This is a genomic window from Flavobacterium sp., from assembly GCF_027490375.1.
In the GTDB taxonomy this organism is placed as follows: Bacteria; Bacteroidota; Bacteroidia; order Flavobacteriales; family Flavobacteriaceae; genus Flavobacterium.
In genome coordinates, this window is record NZ_JAIXYH010000016.1 from 12,548 (window position 1) to 31,101 (window position 18,554).

Consider the following 18,554-nt stretch of genomic DNA (forward strand, 5'->3'; position numbering starts at 1 on the left):
ACAGAAGGCTAAAGATCATATTCTATGTCTTGCAAAAGTACTTTTGCTCGAAAATATTTAATGATGAAAACTACTTCTCTATTTTTCTTATTTATCTCCCTAAACGTTTTTGCACAATGGGAAAATGTTGGTCCTGCAAAGTTCACTTTAGAAGGTATTGGTCAAAGTGCTATTGAATCTAATAATTTTGGTACGATTGTAGGATATGTATCTAACGGAAAACCTGCTGCAAGCAAATTTAATGGTGAGCAATGGGACTTGCTTGGATCTGAGGACGTAACTGACTTTGTAATTAATGACTTTGATATGGCGGTTTACGAAGACGTTCCCTACATTGTTTACAACAAAGCAGCCACGCCACGTAATCTCTACATGAAAAAATTTGATGGCGAAAATTGGGTCGATGTAGGTGGAAGTCCTTTTTACAATGGAAATACGCAATATCTGTCGATCAAGCTTTTAGGTGAAATTCCCTACGTAGTTTTTCAAAATACAAGTACTGGAAAAGCTAATGTAATGCGCTTTAACGGAACAACGTGGGAATCTGTTGGAAACACAGAAATCGGAACGGGTACTTTATGGAACATCGATTTGCAATTAATCGATTCTATACCATACATTTCTTTTAGAGAATTTCAAGGCGTCGGTCAGAATAAGCTCAATGTTATGCGATTGGAAGGTAATACTTGGCAATATGTAGGAGGTTCAGTAGCCGATTTAGCATCGAATTCAGATAATACAAACCCATTGGTAATTAGCTCACTAACTTTTGAACCTGTTACAAAAGTACCTTATATTACGTACGCCATTAAAAGCCCAAATATCAACGAGCTATCCCATGTTCTCATAACTAAAAAGTTTGAAAGTAATTCTTGGATTGCTGTAGGCGAACCTATCATCAATGTACGCAACACTTTCGAAGGCCCACGCTCAACTTTTTTCGCAAATCAAATTACAGTAGCTTATACTGGCGTTGATCCAAATTCAGGAAATGTAAAAGTTTGCGTACGAACATTTAACGGAAGTTCTTGGGAAATACTCGGGTCTAGCTATTTTGCCTCTGGCGGATTAATTGACACAGTGAATTTTACCGAAGATGGAGATTATGATTTGGCAAGTACCCCAGATTTTCTATATCTGAGTTATTCCGAAGACGGTCCAGTAGACAAACGCTTATCGGTTCGCAAAATTGCTAATCCGCTAACTACCAATAATACTGTAAAACAACAAGATATTTCTGTTTATCCAAATCCTTCTAAAAACATCTTTTTCTTAGAAACAGCCGATTCAAATCCTGAATGGCTCATTTACAATAATTTAGGACAAAAAATACTTTCTGGATATGGTCAAGAAATAGATCTTTCCAATCAAGCTAGCGGCATGTACTTTCTGAAAATTAAATCGGATCAGTTAAATCCGCAAACTATTAAACTTATTAAAGTATAATTTTTGGGCAACCCGGCGGCAACCGTTCTTCAACTAAAAGTCGCGCCGCCGTCGGGCATTTCGCTGCAAGTTTGCGCACTGCGGGCTATAAAACTAACAACGAACAAAACAGCTGCTTCTGTTAGTCGCACTGTTTTTTTTGTTTTATAAGCCCACAGTTTTGCAATGCTTTTCGCTGCATTCCCTGTTGCGGAAATACGTTTCCAAAAAATCGATTACTTTTTTGCAACTTTGTTTCATGAACATACTTTTCCTATTACCGTCGGCATTTTTAGACCACAACATTCCACCTAAAAGTCAAATGTACTTTTGTCCAGATTGCGCGCTCCTTGAAGGCATGCTCAGCTATTTTCCCGACTTACGAAAGCTGTTAGATATTCGATACATAGCATACGAACGTCCACGAACCGAAATAGTTGCTCTTTTGGGCGAAGAACACCAAAACTGCCCGCTTTTAATTATTGATGAAAACATTGTCTTTGCGCATAACTATGCCGACTTAAAAACAGTAAACGGCATACGTTTTTTAAATTCAGGAACTGCTATCGCGCAGTTTTTGGCCAATCAATACGGTTTTTCGATGCCGCATCCGTAATCTTCAGCACCCAAAAACTTAGAATTTTGCGTTTACCGTCGATGCAAATTCTTCTTTAACAATACCGTATTTCCTCATTTTAGCCTCCAAAGTGGTTGGTTTCAGCGTCAATAAAGCGGCAGCGCCCGTTTCTCCGCGGACTTTCCCTTTCGACTTGCTTAGTGCCGACCGAATGGCTTGAATTTCCTGCTCAATTTTAGCCGTTCGCAATTCATGAATCGATACGTTGGGTTTCAAATTCGTTTCAGAACCTGCCGTAACCACCTTCTTAGTAGGAAGTTCTTCGTGTTGTAGAGCACTTCTAAGTACTAAAACCTCATCTTTCGAAACAATGACGGCTTGTTCGATAATATTTTCTAATTCTCGCACGTTTCCGGGCCACGAATATGCAAGCATATCACGAATAGATTCTTGATGAATACCAATAATTTGCTTGTTGAGTTTCTTTCCGTATTTGCTGGCAAAAAACGATGCTAACAAAGGAATATCTGCTTTACGATCGCGCAGCGCAGGCAAATGTATCGGAAATACGTGTAGACGGTAGTACAAATCGGCCCGAAAAGTTCCTTTTTTTACCTCGTCCAATAAATCTCTGTTGGTGGCTGCTATAATTCGAACGTCGCTTTTAATAGTTTCCTTCCCTCCTATTCGTTCAAACTCTTTTTCTTGTAAAACGCGCAACAATTTAGCTTGCAGTTCGAGCGGTAGTTCACCAATTTCGTCGAGAAAAATACTGCCTTCGTGTGCAAATTCAAACTTGCCCACTTTTCGTTCAAATGCACCAGTGAAACTGCCTTTTTCGTGACCAAACAACTCGCTTTCAATAAGTTGAGACGGTAACGCTGCACAATTAATCTTAATGAGTGGCTTATCTTTTCGTGTGGAAATAAAGTGGATAGCGTTGGCAATGAGTTCCTTACCAGTTCCGGTTTCACCAGTAATCAGTACTGTAGTGTCGGTAGGTCCCACTAATTCAATGTGCGAGAAAACTTCTTTAAGCGTTGTGGTTTGTCCGATTATGGTTTCAAATTGCGCCGAAACCTGCACTTCTTCTAACAAATACTTGTTTTCTTCCGCTAACTTTTGATTGAGTTTTTTAATTTCTTCAAGCGCTAATGAACGATCAAAAACGATTTGTAGCGTGTTCTCAAACGAATTCAACAGTTTAATGTGTTCGGCCGAAAAGGCTTGGTCTTTACGAGCATAAAACGAAAAGATAACCTTTCCGTAGGTATCAAGAATTAGAGGAAAAATCAGATTTGCCTCAAACTTGAAATGTTTACAAATACGATCTTTGATCGGGTTGTTTCTATTGTTCTCCCAAAGTGCAGTTCCACTCAAAAAAAAGGCCTTTTCGTAAGTACTCATAATTCGTCGTCGCGTGTCTAGAAATGCGTCCTGACTGAGTTGAGTAATCGCAAGGATATCTTCTTTATAAAGCTTTTCGTACGTAGCTTTTCCAGTGCGATAAAAGGCATAGGTCGGACATTTGTTTTCGCTCATTTCGATATTTACCACCAAAATATCGAAGGGCACAAAATCTTGAAGGAGAACCGTTACTTGTTCCAAACGTTGATCCCAAGAATTTTTCGATGATATCGCTTTCGCCAACAACAGTTCCGCTTTCTTTTTGTTTTCTGAAAAGACAATATCTTCGGTGTTCATTAAATTAGACAAAGCAAGGACAAACAAATCGGTAACCGACTTAAAAAAAGCTTCCTGACTATTGTTGAGCGTCGATTTTTTTGAGGATATGTAAAAAAATCCTTGAAAGTTCGGATTGATTTTGAAGTACGAAATCAGTGCAAACTTTAAATCTCGCTTGTGTATTTCTGGCAGTTCTTTTTGTAGAAAATCGCGATCTGGGAATTCGGCTTCCCATTCTATAATGCGAGTGGATTTGTCGCGTAACAACCGCTCGAAAAAAGGTGTTGCATTGGCTTTTTTGAATGCATGTGCAATGATTCGATCGTTTCTCCAAATAGCATCAGCCTCATCGGTACATACTTCAAGTAAATCGTAGTGGAAATCTTGCGAAAGCTCAAAAATAGGCATGCTTGCATACTCAAACGCAAAGTACTTTTTCAAGTTTCCGATGAAATACCGAACTAATTCCGCACGATTTTGAATGGCATTAAACGCCGAACTTATTTCGAGTAAGGTTTCCTTCTCCTTTTTAAGCTTACTAACGTTCAAAAATGCATTCTTATACAAGCACAGTTCAATCATTGCTTTTACATCTTTAACCTGAAACGGCTTTCCAATAAAACCCGAAGGATGTAACGGTTTTATACGTTCCAAATTCTCGTCGGAATGATTTGAAGTTATAAAGATAAAAGGCAGGTGATAGCGCTCGTTAATGACTTTTGCGACATCAATTCCGCTTTTTTTATTTCCTAATTGAATATCCAATAAAATCAAATCGATATTTCCTTGCTCTAAGGCAACTATTGCTTGATCGTAATCGGGAGCAATTCCAACCACTTGATAGCCTAAAGTTTCAATGTTCGAAGCTAAATCTTGCGCGATGATAAATTCGTCTTCTACAATCAAAATGCGCTTTTTATTGAGAATTTGTTGCGTGTGTGGCATTAAATTGGAATTTGAAAGTTAAAGGTGCTGCCTTGCTCTGTATCGATTTGCATCGTGGCACGTAATTGTTGCGACAAGCCTTTTACGAGCATGAGACCGCTGCCGATTCCGGTTTCAGGGACAAAGCCGCTACCGGTATCGTTTATTTGTAAACTGATTTCGTTTGTAAATAAAGCTGTACGGATGAAGATTTGACCCGTATTGCTTTTAAAAGCGTACTTTATAGCATTGGTAATTAATTCATTAACAATCAATCCAATAGGAATTGCTTTATCTGATTTAACACTGATTTCCGATTCGTGAAAACTAAAAATGGAATCGAATTGGAATGAAATTTTAAGATGTTCGGCGATGTCAGTTAAATAGTCGACCAGCTTAATTTGTCCGTGCTGGTTCGATTGGTTGAGATATTGCTGCAGCATCGAAATTGTTGCAATCCGATTTTGGCTTTCCTGTAAAATCAATTGAGCATTAGAATCCATTTGAGGCTGCTGTGCTTGCAACTTCATCAAGCTCTCAATCAGTTGAAGATTGTTTTTAAAGCGGTGTTGCATTTCGTCGTACAGCAACTCGATACGCTTGTTTTTGTCTTGAATTTCGTTGTTTTTCGCTTCGAGTAAATCGTTTTGTTCTTGCAAAGCAAAATACGATTTGCTTTTAAGTCGGTATCGATTAAACAGCAAGGCAACAATCACAGATAACAGCGCAAGTACGATGATAAAATACTGTTTTAGTGTACTTTGTTGTTCAATATTTGCTTGCTGTAACAAGTTATCTTTTTGAAGTAAGTTTATCTTGGTTTGTTTTAACTCATTTTGATACTTTGCTTCTAGTTCGGCTGTGGTTTTAAATTTCTGAATGGAATGAATGGAATCTCGAATGGTTCTAAAGGTATCGGTATAATAAAGTGCACGTTCAAAATTTCCTTTATCTTTTTCAATATTGGCGAGCAGTTCGTAAACACCTGATTGAGTGCGTAAATCGTTAGTTTGTTTTGCAATTTCAAGTGCTTTTCTGGCCGTTAGTTCAGCTTCTTTTAACTCTTTTTTCTTGAAATGAATGAGCGCTATGTCTAGCAAATTATCTTTTAAGGTTCCTATTTCATCGAGTTCTTTATTAATATTAGCGGCCTTACTTTGCAATTCGAGGGCTTTATCGGTATTCTGCAATTCAGTTTGAATACTGCTGATATTGGAAGTAGCATGTGCTACTAATTGTGGAAAATTGAGTTTCTCACCTATTTTCAAAGCCTTGTTTTGGTATTCCAAAGCTTTCAATAATTCGCCTTTATTTTGATAGATGATACCTATATTATTCAAAATCGTTCCCTGTAACGAAACCAAATCGTTTGCTCTGGCAGTCTTTAAAGCTTGTTGATAATACTCCAAAGCTTTTGTAGAATTTCCTTGCATGTCGTAAACCACAGCAATATGATTTTGAGCCAGAGCAATGCCTTCGAAATACTTATTTTTAGAAGCGATCTTCAAAGATTTGAAGTGATAAACTTGAGCACTATCGTATTTCGACTGTTGTAAATACAAACCTCCTATGCGCCGAACAACGTTTGCTTCTCCTTTGAAATAGCGAATTTTCTTAGATAATTGTTCTGCAAGCGTAAGATATCGTTTGCTAGATTCTAGTTTTCCCTTCTTCTCGTAATAATCGGCAAAAACAATATAAGTGGCTACCGTTCCCTGTGCATAATTTGCTTGCTGAAACTGTTGTGCCGCGGTTTCCAAATACGAAAGCGCCAAGTCCGAATTGCCTAAAAGCGAATACTGTTTACCGATTTGCCGATTTGCCTCCGCTTCGCCACGCAAGTAACGAAGAGATTTTGCTAGATCTCTAGCCTTAATCGCTAAGGGCAAAATACTGTCTTTATTGATTTTCGCATAAGCGTAACTCAAATTCAAGTAAATAGACACTCGAGTGGTGTCGGGGGCTGATTTCCGAAGGGCAGCATATAGACTATCTTTTTTCTGAATTAACTTGTCGGATTGCGCCAGCAGAGGAAAACAGCAGAATAAAAGAAGCAAGGATAAAAATTGCTTCATGGGAGAAAATTGCTTGGTAAGAACAAGACAAAGATAAGATAAATGCTAAAACATCTAATTACTCCAAAAAAACACAATACAAAAGCCAATTATTTGGAGTTTTTAGAGTTTATGGAATTTCGTGTAAAATCTATATGCTTCATAAACAGCAGATTACGAAATTACAGAACATGGCACAATGCTTGGCATAAGAGCGAAAAATAAAAGCTATGAAAAAAACCAGTATTTACTCGTCACATCAATATTCCTGTCGTTCCAGAGTTGTCAGTTAGCCAGAAAAATCTGCTATAGCAACAATCACTTCAGCAGCAATACTTGTAAAATCCTAAATCAAGAAGACTGCTAATGGATTGGCGCAGTGGATACAATCCAAAAAAAATATATGAAAAAAATAATTACAAGCTTAATTCTTATCCTCATTATTATGTCAACACAAGGACAAACAAAAGACCATGCTGCGATCGCCGAAAAAGCTTTTGCCGCTTGGCAGGAGGGCGAAAAAACTGGCAACTACACAAACTTTAAAGTGTTCTTGCAAAGCGATTTTAAAGAGTTTTCACATCCTCTTCTGGGAAGTTATACAGGCGAGGCTGCAAGAATTAAATTTTTAGAGCTCATTGCTCAAAGGGAAATAACAAAAAACCAGCTGGACTTCACAGACGTTAAAGTTATCAGCAATGAAAACCACTTTGTTTTTGCATTTAACTCGAGTGGAACTGTCGCAGGAGGTTACAAATATCAAGGATTTAACGCAATACTATTAACGGTTGAAAAGCACAAGCTTACTGGCTTTCGAGAGTACTTCGGACTTATTGATCCTTCTTGGTTTAAATAAAAATCTTAAAATCATAACAACTGAAAATGGAAAATGTTATAGAATACCACACCATAAAAATTGGCGCAATCAACCAGGCATTCATTCAAGCAGGATCTGGACAACCATTGATTTTACTGCATGGTTTTCCGCAGCACTCACACATGTGGCGAAAAATCATACCTGAATTAGCTAAGCACTATCTAGTAATAGCACCCGATTTGCGCGGCATGGGTGGTTCGTCGATAACTCCAGACGGCTATGAGAAAGAAAATTTAGCTAAAGATATTCAAGCATTAATTACGCAGTTAAAGCTGGAGAATATTTGTTTAGTGGGTTACGATCACGGTGGAGGAGTTGCCTACTCCTTAGCAGCGCAGTTTCCCGAATTATTCAAAAAAGTTTGCTTTATCGAATATACACCGCCCGGCTTTGGTTATGAATATGGATTAAAACCCGTTCCCGATTGGCAAGCGTGGCAGTTGGCTTTTTTCACTGTGCCCGACGTTGCAGTGCAATTCATAATTGGAAGAGAGCGCGAATTACTGTCTTGGTATTTCTGGCACTGGAGTTACAATCCCGATGCCATTAGTCAGGAAGAATTTGAAATTTATGTACGTCAGTTGCAAAAGCCGGGAGCCTTAAAAGCTGGCTTTGCGCACTTTGCAGCGGTATTTGCTGATAAAGAACACTTTGCTAAAACCTCGCAAACCAAGTTAAAAATGCCGGTTCTTGCGCTTGGTGGCGAAAATGGAGCTGGAGAATTTATGCTTAACGGTTGGCAACAGCTTGCAGAAAATGTTGCAGGAGGATCGATCAAAAAAGCGGGACACTGGATAGTTGATGAGCAACCCGCAGAACTAACCAAACAACTTCTTGCCTTTTTTGCATAACAATGAACGTAAACAAGAGAAAGCATTTTCTTATTAGTTGCCAATCGGATATGAAAAAACGCATAATACTTCTGCTCTTTTTATCTCAAGGAATAGATTGCTTCACGCAAATAAATCCGATTGCCAATCCGCGCTATAACGACAATTTTAGCTATCTGAAACAAGATACAGCGGCAAGAAAAGGACTCAATACTTTAAAAAATATTGCACTGTCTGAACGGGCGTTCATTTCCTTTGGAGGTGAAATTAGAGAGCAGTATCAGTACTTCAAAAACATAAATTTCGGTGATATTCCACCAACGAGCAAAGAAAAAACGGTAGGTCAATTGTGGCACCGCATGCTGGTACACGCAAATCTCGAACTCAGTGAAAAGTTCAGAGTATTCCTCCAGTTAAATTCAACGCTTCGATTCTTTAATCCAAACCCAATTACTCCCGAAATTGATGAAAATCAGCTGAGCTTACACCAAGCTTTCGCTGACTACTATTTTGATAAAAATTGGTCGGTTAGGCTAGGAAGACAAGAAATGGGCTATGGTAACAATCGAGTAATTACCTTTCGGGAAGGTCCGAATACCCGACTCACGTTTGATGCAGCGATTTTAAAATACCAAAACAAAGCACGTCACATCGACTTTTTGGCAATAACGCCAGTCATCTCCAAGCAGTATATTTTTGATGATCAATCGTTTAAAGAATTTGTTTTTGGGTTATACGCTACTGAATTCATTATCGAGAAAAAACTGTTGGTCGATTACTACCTTTTAAATTTCACTTCAGATAGACGGCAGTATAACTTTATTTCAGGTAGCGAAAACCGACAAAACTTTGGTATGCGCTTGTTTTCGCTAAACAATAAGTTCAATTACGAATTAGAAGGTAGCTATCAATTAGGAACATTTAACCATTCAAAAATTGCCGCCTATAGTGTTTCATCCGACGTTAGTTATAAGATTCACGGAAATTCACACTGCGTTTTAGGAGTTGTTTTTAACTATTTCTCGGGCGATGAAGATCAAAATGATAATCAGTTAAATACATTCAATCAATTTTTTGCCAAACCATCTTTCGGCCTAGCAGCGCCAATCGGTTCATCAAATATCATCAATCTGAATCCGTATTTGAGGATAGCGCCGGTCAAAAAACTGACTATCTACTCCGGAGTCTATTTCATGCAACGTCAGAGCGCACAAGACGGAACGTACACTCCTGGTTCGACTCAAGTTCGGCCAAATCCCACGCAACTCTTCAGTACAAGAAATCGGCACATTGGAACACAGTATGCCTTAGAAGCTGGATATCAGTTAAATAATCATTTCTTCTTTGCCGTTGATGGTGCTTACTTCGTTGCTGGAGATTATGTAACAGATACCGGCAATGGATTAGATATTACCTACTTAGCTCTTAAATCGACTTTTAAATTTTAAATAATGTTCTATGAGAATTAGTATACTCGGACCTGGTAATATGGGTGTCGCTTTAGCCAAAAATTGGGTATTAAAAGGACATCAGATTACTTTTTCCCATTCTAGAAAGAAAGAGAAAATCAGTGCCATTTTACAAGAAATCAAAGGATCACAATTCTTGGAACTCGCTGAAGCAATCCAATATTCGGACGTAATCATTATCGCTTCGGCATATGAAGGATTAAGCGAAATATTCCGATACAAAAATCTATTTAGCAACAAGATTGTAATCTCATGCACCAGCAATTTAAAACCAGATTTTCAAGGAAATACGATTGGTTTACAAACCAGCAGAAGCTTTTCAGTGGCAGAAGAAATTCAGGAAAATTTACCTGATGCCTTTGTAGGCGAGGCATTTAATTCGGCTTTTGCCGAGAATATTGGAAACCTACAACGATTTGATAGCACGACTGTTGCATCAATTTTCTATTGCTCTGATCATACTAAAAATAAAGAAGTTGCCCTACAACTCATCTCCGATTTAAACTACCAAGCCATTGATGCAGGAGATCTTAAAAGTGCTCGTGCCTTAGAAACTTTTGCCACCGCTTGGGTGCAATTGGCCGTGGTAAGTAATCACTATCCCGGTTTTGAAATCAAAATAGTAAATCATTAATCCAAATACTTCTAAAAATGAAATTCAAGAATTTTACTAGTGATAAGCTTTTTATCAACGGAAACCGAATTCACGTTAGAACTGCCGGTGAAGGAACACCTATTTTATTAATTCACGGCTGGTTGGGCACATCATACACCTGGCGAAAAGTTGCACCTCAGTTAGTTGAAAACGGCTATCGAGTGATTATCCCCGACATGCGCGGTTACGGCGACAGCGACAAACCTGTTTCCGGCTACGATGGTTTAACTTTAGTCTCCGACCTGAGAAGCATCATACAAACCTTAGAGATTACCGAAAAAGTACATGTAGTTGGTTGGGACATGGGTGCGTTACCAACATTTCTATTTGCAGCACATTATCCCAATGAGGTAGCATCGATAACCTATCTCGACGAACCCTTACCTGGCGTGAATCTGCACGAATTTACAACTTTCAAAAAAGAAACACACGGCGGCTATTGGCACTTTGGTTTTAATTCTAGTATGGATTTACCAGAATTACTCATTGCGGGAAAAGAGCGTGAATTCTGGAATTACCTATACAGTTTAATGCTTTACAATCCGGAATCTATTTCAGAAAAAGATAAAGATGAATACTTACGAACCTATGCCGCAGCTGGTGGAATTCGCGGAAGCGTAGGCTGGTATCGAGAGGCTTTAATAACAACCGATCAGTTTTTAGCAGCCATTGAAAAAGGAAAAATTACTGTCCCTGTTTTAGCCCTCGGAGGACAGTACGGATCGGCTTACACACATTCACAATTGGTTCCGTATTGTGAAAACATCCAAGGTGGCATAATTCCCAACTGCGGTCATATGGTTGCCGAAGAACAACCAGACTACCTATCAAATCAATTGCTAGAATTCTTTAAGAATATTTAATAATCATGACAAATAGTAATGAAATTCTAAATCCAATCTATTTGGCAGAGATGAGTTTTGATGACGGTGATTTTGAACTCCACAAATCGCAATTGTCAACTAATTTTTCGTTTAAAAGCCCTTTTGGAAATTTTGACAATGTTCCGGATTATATGAATTGGCTGAAATCATTTTATGAAGTAGTACTTGCACAAGGCGGCACTAGACATTTGATTACTAATGCTGTAGTTACGCCAATTTCAGTCGATAAAGTACACGTCAGATCGTACCTGTTAATACTCAACAGAAAAAGTATGCAAACTATAGGTACTTCTGTTATCGAAGACACTTTGGCTCTCGAAGACAAAAAATGGAAATGCAGTTTTAGAGAGATATTCACCGATCAGAATTTTTAATAACTAATTTAAAATCAACACTTAAAACCTCATAAAAATGAAATACAAACCTTTAATAATTGCTAAATGGCTACTCACCGGAATTGTTGCCTTTATCTTCATCGGTAGCGCATTTGGAAAAATTGTTCCTTCGACAGCCGACATAGAAGTAGCAACTAAATTTGGACTTACTGCCCAAAACTTCTTTTACATCGGAATCCTTGAACTTTTTTGTTTGCTGCTCTTTTTGATTCCTCGAACAGGAGTTATCGGAACTCTTTTTTTAGCAGCTTACATGGGAGGTGCAATTGCAACTCATCTGGAACACAATGAGGGTATTGTGCCTCAGTGTATCATCCAAGCTTTTATTTGGATTGTTGCCGCTTTGCGCTTTCCAGAAATAACGCAACGATTAATCAAAGGAAATATTCAACAGTAAACTTTCTAAAAATGAAAACTTGGGAAGAAAGGCTAGTTAAACTAGAAGATGAAAATGAGATAAGAGCATTATCCAACAAATTCGCAGATGCTGCTAACCGCATTGATGTCGAACTATTTAAATCGTTATGGATGGCGAATGCCGAATGGACAATTGGTCCACCGATAAACCAGCACTTTGTTGGAATTGATCAAATAAGTGCGGCATTTTCCGGCTTGTTGGCTAGCTGGGAGTTTTTTGTGCAATTGCCTGCCGGCGGCAACATCCAAATTAATGGAGATACAGCAACTGCCCATTTCTATGTAAATGAAATCGCACGCTCTAAAACCGGTGTAAGTAATTACAATTTAGCACAATACGAAGATCAATTACGGAGAGAAAATGGCGTATGGCGCTTTGTCAAGAGAAATTATAAAGTGATTTACCTCGATGAGACGCCTTTACTAGGAACTTCATTTAAGCTGTAATATGGAATCCGTAACACACTATCCCGCGAAACAAGAAAAGGCGCCTACAATACTCGTCTTTGGTGGAAATCCGCAACGGCGTGCAGAAGTAGTTAGTTTATTGAAAACGGCTTCCGATCTCAACATCTATGCCGCTCTAAGTGAATCGTCGGGATTGGAAACTCTAGATCAATTAGTCGATCTCGATCTCGTGCTAATCGGCGGACGCTACGATCAAGACCAGCGAAACCGCATTCGTGAAAAATTAGCACAGAGATTTCCCCTGGCTTACATCTCTGAACCCGGTTTCGATTACCCCTACTCTAACGAACGAATTCTAACCGACGTACAATCTAAAGTAAAACACAAAATCTATTAATAATGATAGGAATTAACGCAGAAAATCGACTGAAAGTCGCCGAGAATTTGAATCGGATTCTCGCCGATGAATACCTCTTATACACCCAAACACGCAAAGCACATTGGAATGTTGAAGGCGCAGACTTTTACCTAAAACATAAGCTGTTTGAAGACCAATACGAAATCATCGACGACATCATCGACGAAATAGCCGAACGCATTCGATCAATTGGTCATTACGTACCTGCATCGTTACGCGAATTTCTTGAACTCACACACCTTTCCGAACTGAATAGGAAACCAAACGACAGCGATGGATTCATCCAAAACTTACTGGAATATCACGAAAGTATCATCCTTAAACTTCGCGAACAAATAAAACCTTTCGCTGAACAATACCACGATTTAGGAAGCAGCGATTTTATTACCGGAGTTCTTGAAAAACACGAAAAAATGGCTTGGATGCTTCGTGCGTCACTCTCACATAAATAACTATTATTCAAAAACTTATAAATCAAAAACAAGTAACCTTAAATTTTTAATCATTATGAAAAAGCAATTTTTTACACTGCTGTTTACTGCAATTAGTTCACTGGCGTTGGCTCAAAAACCAAGTCCAGAATTGTTGAATCCTACGAACCACGCACTCGTATTAATTGATCACGAAGGACAAATGGCTTTTGCTACTAAAAGTGTCGATCCAATTCAATTGCGTAACAATACGGGGCTTATCGCCGGAGCTTCGAAAATTTTTAATGTAGCGACCGTTGTTACTACTGTGGCAGAAAAGTCGTTTAGCGGACCCGTTTTCCCAGAAATTCTTGAATTCTATCCCACAACATCGCAGTACATTGATCGAACTACTATGAATACTTGGGAAGATGTTAACGCCCACAAAGCGATTACCGGAAAAGGTAAAAAGAAGATTGTTCTTGCAGGTTTATGGACAAGCGTATGTATTGTTGGTCCGGCTTTATCGGCCATTAACGAAGGTTACGAAGTGTACGTAATTACGGATGCTTGTGGAGATATTTCTGCGGAAGCGCACAATCAGGCAATAACACGTATGGTACAAGCGGGCGCTAAACCTATGACTGCCTTACAATACCTTTTAGAACTTCAAAGAGATTGGGCGAGAAAAGAAACTTACGTTCCTGTAAACGATTTAGCCCAACGCTTCGGAGGCGGTTACGGCATCGGAATTCAGTACGCTCGTGAAATGTTGAAGCACTAAAAAAACAGAATCCGCTGCCTGTACAATGCAGTGCAGCGGATTTTAAATCCAATAAAAATGATACGGTATAAACTTCTCTTTCTTACGTTATTGGCTAGCTTCTATTGCTTTTCACAACAGGCGCCAGAACTGATTATCTATAATGCTAAAATATACACCTTAGACGATAAAAACAGTGTTGCAGAAGCAGTTTCAATTTCAGCTGGCAAAATCGTCAAAGTGGGCAGCAGCAAAGAATTGTTGAAATCTAAATCGAAAAAAACAAAGCTGATTGACGCGGCGGGAAAAACGATGATTCCCGGTTTATTTGATTCGCATTTACACGTAATTCGCGGCGGTCGGTTTTACAATACCGAATTGCGCTGGGACGGCGTAAAATCACTTAAACTTGCCTTACAAATGCTCAAAGAGCAGGCGGCACGGACCCCAAAAGGACAATGGGTGCGCGTAGTTGGCGGTTGGAGTGCTTATCAATTTGAAGAAAAAAGACTTCCAACTCTAGAAGAAATCAATCAAGCTACAGGTAATGTGCCAACTTTCGTTTTATATCTGTACGGACACGCATACCTAAATAAAGCAGGATTAGAAACTTTAAATATTACTGCCGATACTCCCGTGAATGCAGGCTCACTCATCGATAAAGACATTAACGGAAATCCGACGGGCTTACTTGTTGCCGAACCAAATGCATACCTATTATACGCCACTTTAGCTAAACTTCCTGAATTATCACATGCCGAAAAGATAAATTCTACCAAACAATTCATGACTGAACTCAACCGCTTTGGCATTACAGCTGTGATGGACGCCGGCGGAGGTTTCCAAAACTTTCCAGACGATTACGCCATTACCGATTTACTCTGCGAAAATCAAGAACTGAGCGTTAGAATTCCGCATTTCCTCTTTGCACAAAAAGCAGGAAAAGAATTCGACGACTATTCGAATTGGATTCGTACTGTTGAAATCGGACAAGGCTGCGGCGATCACGGAAATCACAGCGATTCAAAATCCGGCCAACATTCCGAACCTTTAGAATATTATGTGCAAGGCGGTGGCGAAAATGTAGTGGCTTCGGCTGCAGATTTTGAGAACTTTGACAAACCACGCCCCGAGTTAAGCCCGAAAATGGAAGAACAACTCAAAAGTGTGCTCGAATTATTGGTGAAAAACAAATGGCCTTTCCGAATTCATGCTACTTATAATGAAAGCATTACACGTTTTCTAAATGTAATTGAAAGCATAAATAAAGAAACACCTCTTAACGGTTTAACCTGGTTTTTTGATCACGCCGAAACCGTTTCGGAAGAAAATCTAAAGCGAATAAAAAGCCTTGGCGGCGGAATCGCTATTCAACATCGAATGGCTTTTCAAGGCGAAAGTTTCATTAAAAGATATGGTCTGAAAGCAGCAAACCAATCGCCACCCATTCGAAAAATGCTAGAGCTAGGAATTACTGTGGGAATGGGCTCCGATGGCACGCGTGTAAGTTCATACAATCCGTGGATTGGCTTGCACTGGTTGGTGACAGGTAAAACAGTTGGCGGAACAAAACACCTGTCGGATAACAATGTGCTCGATCGAAACACAGCTTTGCGTCTTTACACGCAAGGAAGTGCCAAATTAATTGGACTTGATGGCGATCGCGGACAGATAAAACCAGGATACTTGGCCGATTTATCGCTTTTATCTGACGATTATTTTCAAACTCCTGAGTCGAACATTCTAAAAATCGAAGCCGAACTTACCGTTGTTAACGGCGTTGTAGTTTATGGCAAAAATAAGTTCGAAAAAGTGGCTCCAAAAACCGAAAAAGCGATTCCAGCTTGGTCGCCAGTAAATTATTACGGAGGTTATCAAAACAACTAGTTATGAAAACGCAAAACCTAATCTTGGAATTCAACAATTTCAAGATGATTTCTGTCGACGCAGGTATTTTACTCTTTCGAACTGCGCTGTGTCTTGAACTAATCTTTGTTCACGGCTTAAAGAAAATTGGCATTGGAACCGCTGTCGCAGAAGTTGTACCAAATCCGCTCAACCTACCCGATCAATTCAATCAGCTATTTGCCATTTCGGCAAATTTCATTTTTCCCGTTTTCGTATTGTTTGGATATTTAACGCGACTTGCTATTCTGCCGATCCTTGCCGTTACACTCACGGGCTACTTTATTATTCACTGGAACGATAGTCCGCTTGTGCGCGATATTCCATTCATGTACAGCTTAGGATTTCTATTATTGTTCATGACTGGACCCGGAAAATACTCAATTGACTACCGATTATGCATCAAAAATATGCCTGTTATAAGTTAAAACTATGGAAGCAAATCAAGAAAGTCGCCGCCAATTCATAAAAAGTACAGCCTTAGCTTTAACCGGAGTTTCTTTAGGCGTTGGTACCACCGTGCTTTTTACAGGCTGTAAAGATGAAGGCATACAAAAAGCTTCGGGAACTCGATTGGCTTTGCGAAAAAACATTGCCTACCTACCCATCGACGATCCTGAAATAAAACTGCTAAAAGATGCATTTAAAATCTTGAAAAAGCGTTCGCAAATTTCACCGTTGGATCCAAGCGGTTGGGAAGCGCAAAGCATGCTACATGCAACATTTTGTGCAACGAGTATCTACGCCAATCAAGTGCATTACAACTGGTATGTTTGGCCTTGGCACCGTCTGTATTTATGGTCTATGGAACAAAAATTACAAAAAGCAGTTGGTGAACCTACTCTCGCATTACATTACTGGGATTGGACCAAAAAAAACACCATTCCAGAGCATTACTGGGGCGGAGCGGACAATCCGTTGTACAACCCAACACGACTGGTAAGTGCACAAGATGAAATTCCAACCGATTTTATAAATGTTGGTGCTACATTACGCGCTTCAAATTACCAGACTTTTGGAGGCTATCCTGCTGTTAAGTCCGAAAAAGAAAGCCAAATTGATGGAATGGCAGAACAAACATTTCACAACAATATTCACAATTGGGTGGGCGGACAAATGGCTACATTTATCGAAAGCGGATTTGACCCTCTGTTCTACGGACATCACGGAAATTGCGACCGGATTTGGACCGCCTGGCAACGCTACAGCGAAAAAAACAGGGTGCCAGCCGACGAGAATTGGCTAGAAAAGCGTCTGTATAGTACCGATGGGACAGGAAAACCCATTGCTTTTACGATTCGTGAACTGCTGGATAACAAAAGCCTTGGTTACGATTTTCAAGATCTTAACCTAAATCCGAACGTATGCAATCCGTACACCGAAGCACAAAAGCCCATTCGAATTCCCACAAAAGCCGATTGCAAAGCTGCTGTTAACGTTTCCGACAGCCACGATGCTATTTTTAAAGACTATACCGACAACAAACAGCAGCACATCATGCTTCATTTTGAGCGGGCCCAACTCCCCTATCATCCGTATTGTGCACGTGTTTTCTTTGAATTTTCACAAGACAATCAGCGCCAAAGTGTGTATTCGGGTACATTTACTATACTGCCCATTCTCGACTTGGATAGCTTTCTCCTACAGCGTGGCGTGTATTTACAGATCGAAGCCGATCCGAAAATAATGCAAGCGCTTAACGAAAAAGCCCAAATTGAAGTAGTTTTTCAACCCGTACGCTTGCCAAATCGTCCGATTCCCGAAGAACCCTTACGACTTCAAAACATAACTTTAAAGAAAGTTAGCTGATGCGCTACGTTTCGATAAAATTTAGTTTCACGGTATGTTCTTTATTGCTGCTGTTCGCTTGCGCGGAAAAGAACGAAAGTTATCGGAGTGATTTGCCTTATTTAGGCGAATATCACATCGGTTTTCTATCGCGAGATACCATTCACTACCGTGTACCAGGAGCCAAATTGCTCAATGAGAACGGAACTGTTGTAAATAACATTCTCGAGTCCGATTCGGAGGTGAAAATCGTGAATTTCTTCTTTTCCCGCTGTCCGTCTGTCTGCCCACTTATGAATACACAACTTCAGCGGCTAAGTCGGGAATTTAAAGATTATGATTTGGCGATTCACTCCATTTCAATCGATCCAGAATACGACACGTATTTAAAATTGAAAGAGTATCGGCAAAATCGAGAATTCTCCAGCGAAAACTGGCAGTTTTATACGGGTAACAAAAAAGAAATCTTCGCCTTTGCACAAAGTTGCAAGCTAAAAGCATTTGAAGCGGAAAATGCCGACGAAAATCCAATACATGAACCCATCATCGTATTGCTCGATGCGCGCAACCACATCCGAGGATATTACAACAGTTTACAAGCCACCGATATGAAAAAAATTGAAACCGACATCCGGAAGCTCATTAAGGAAATCAGCTAAGAAAAAACAA

At 39.5% G+C, this 18,554-nt stretch carries 19 protein-coding genes; 17 read left to right on the plus strand and 2 right to left on the minus strand.

Annotated elements, in window-relative coordinates; all coding sequences use genetic code 11:
- The first annotated feature begins 63 nt into the window (after nucleotides 1-63).
- Together Q0064_RS01900 and Q0064_RS01905 are read left to right on the plus strand one after the other, a co-directional pair.
- Nucleotides 64-1,446 (plus strand): T9SS type A sorting domain-containing protein, encoded by a 1,383-nt coding sequence (locus Q0064_RS01900; RefSeq protein ID WP_298143461.1) that lies wholly within the window; start codon nucleotides 64-66, stop codon nucleotides 1,444-1,446.
- A gap of 238 nt (nucleotides 1,447-1,684) precedes the next feature.
- Nucleotides 1,685-2,041, plus strand: coding sequence for a DUF3088 family protein (locus tag Q0064_RS01905; RefSeq protein ID WP_298143464.1), 357 nt, complete (start codon nucleotides 1,685-1,687; stop codon nucleotides 2,039-2,041).
- A gap of 18 nt (nucleotides 2,042-2,059) precedes the next feature.
- Here the strand turns inward: Q0064_RS01905 and Q0064_RS01910 are convergent, their stop codons facing one another.
- Entirely contained in the window at nucleotides 2,060-4,633 is a 2,574-nt protein-coding gene (locus Q0064_RS01910) for a sigma 54-interacting transcriptional regulator (protein WP_298143467.1), read from the minus strand.
- A complete protein-coding gene (locus Q0064_RS01915) occupies nucleotides 4,633-6,687 on the minus strand; it encodes a tetratricopeptide repeat protein (protein ID WP_298143469.1) in 2,055 nt (684 codons plus the stop codon). Before Q0064_RS01915 ends, Q0064_RS01910 begins: the two co-directional genes overlap by 1 nt.
- Before the next feature lie 382 nt (nucleotides 6,688-7,069).
- Here Q0064_RS01915 and Q0064_RS01920 point away from each other — a divergent pair, with 382 nt between their 5' ends.
- The 15 genes from Q0064_RS01920 to Q0064_RS01990 are packed head-to-tail and all read left to right on the plus strand — an operon-like array spanning nucleotide 7,070 to nucleotide 18,544.
- Nucleotides 7,070-7,522, plus strand: a complete 453-nt coding sequence (locus Q0064_RS01920; RefSeq protein WP_298143472.1) for a hypothetical protein — start codon at nucleotides 7,070-7,072, stop codon at nucleotides 7,520-7,522.
- Nucleotides 7,523-7,548: 26 nt separating this feature from the next.
- A complete protein-coding gene (locus tag Q0064_RS01925; protein ID WP_298143474.1) occupies nucleotides 7,549-8,394 on the plus strand; it encodes an alpha/beta hydrolase in 846 nt (281 codons plus the stop codon).
- A gap of 50 nt (nucleotides 8,395-8,444) precedes the next feature.
- A complete protein-coding gene (locus Q0064_RS01930; protein ID WP_298143477.1) occupies nucleotides 8,445-9,821 on the plus strand; it encodes an alginate export family protein in 1,377 nt (458 codons plus the stop codon).
- A 10-nt stretch (nucleotides 9,822-9,831) separates the two neighbouring features.
- Nucleotides 9,832-10,476, plus strand: a complete 645-nt coding sequence (locus Q0064_RS01935; RefSeq protein WP_298143480.1) for an NAD(P)-binding domain-containing protein — start codon at nucleotides 9,832-9,834, stop codon at nucleotides 10,474-10,476.
- A 17-nt stretch (nucleotides 10,477-10,493) separates the two neighbouring features.
- Nucleotides 10,494-11,360 (plus strand): alpha/beta hydrolase, encoded by an 867-nt coding sequence (locus tag Q0064_RS01940; RefSeq protein WP_298143483.1) that lies wholly within the window; start codon nucleotides 10,494-10,496, stop codon nucleotides 11,358-11,360.
- Nucleotides 11,361-11,365: 5 nt separating this feature from the next.
- Entirely contained in the window at nucleotides 11,366-11,755 is a 390-nt protein-coding gene (locus Q0064_RS01945) for a nuclear transport factor 2 family protein (RefSeq protein WP_298143486.1), read from the plus strand.
- Between the two features lie 37 nt (nucleotides 11,756-11,792).
- On the plus strand, nucleotides 11,793-12,173 hold the full coding sequence (locus Q0064_RS01950; protein WP_298143488.1) for a DoxX family protein: 381 nt from the start codon (nucleotides 11,793-11,795) through the stop codon (nucleotides 12,171-12,173).
- Between the two features lie 11 nt (nucleotides 12,174-12,184).
- Nucleotides 12,185-12,640, plus strand: coding sequence for a nuclear transport factor 2 family protein (locus tag Q0064_RS01955; RefSeq protein WP_298143491.1), 456 nt, complete (start codon nucleotides 12,185-12,187; stop codon nucleotides 12,638-12,640).
- Nucleotide 12,641: 1 nt separating this feature from the next.
- Entirely contained in the window at nucleotides 12,642-12,998 is a 357-nt protein-coding gene (locus Q0064_RS01960) for a hypothetical protein (RefSeq protein ID WP_298143494.1), read from the plus strand.
- Nucleotides 12,999-13,000: 2 nt separating this feature from the next.
- The gene (locus Q0064_RS01965) at nucleotides 13,001-13,471 is read left to right on the plus strand and encodes a DNA starvation/stationary phase protection protein (protein ID WP_298143497.1); all 471 of its coding nucleotides are present in this window, start codon (nucleotides 13,001-13,003) and stop codon (nucleotides 13,469-13,471) included.
- 55 nt (nucleotides 13,472-13,526) lie between these two features.
- Nucleotides 13,527-14,213 carry a hydrolase gene (locus Q0064_RS01970; protein ID WP_298143500.1) on the plus strand — a complete coding sequence of 229 codons (687 nt, stop codon included), beginning with the start codon at nucleotides 13,527-13,529 and terminating at the stop codon, nucleotides 14,211-14,213.
- Nucleotides 14,214-14,270: 57 nt separating this feature from the next.
- Nucleotides 14,271-16,079, plus strand: coding sequence for an amidohydrolase (locus Q0064_RS01975; protein WP_298143503.1), 1,809 nt, complete (start codon nucleotides 14,271-14,273; stop codon nucleotides 16,077-16,079).
- A gap of 2 nt (nucleotides 16,080-16,081) precedes the next feature.
- Entirely contained in the window at nucleotides 16,082-16,525 is a 444-nt protein-coding gene (locus Q0064_RS01980) for a DoxX family protein (RefSeq protein ID WP_298143506.1), read from the plus strand.
- Between the two features lie 4 nt (nucleotides 16,526-16,529).
- A complete protein-coding gene (locus Q0064_RS01985; RefSeq protein WP_298143509.1) occupies nucleotides 16,530-17,906 on the plus strand; it encodes a tyrosinase family protein in 1,377 nt (458 codons plus the stop codon).
- Nucleotides 17,906-18,544, plus strand: a complete 639-nt coding sequence (locus Q0064_RS01990; RefSeq protein WP_298143512.1) for an SCO family protein — start codon at nucleotides 17,906-17,908, stop codon at nucleotides 18,542-18,544. Before Q0064_RS01985 ends, Q0064_RS01990 begins: the two co-directional genes overlap by 1 nt.
- Nucleotides 18,545-18,554 lie beyond the last annotated feature (10 nt).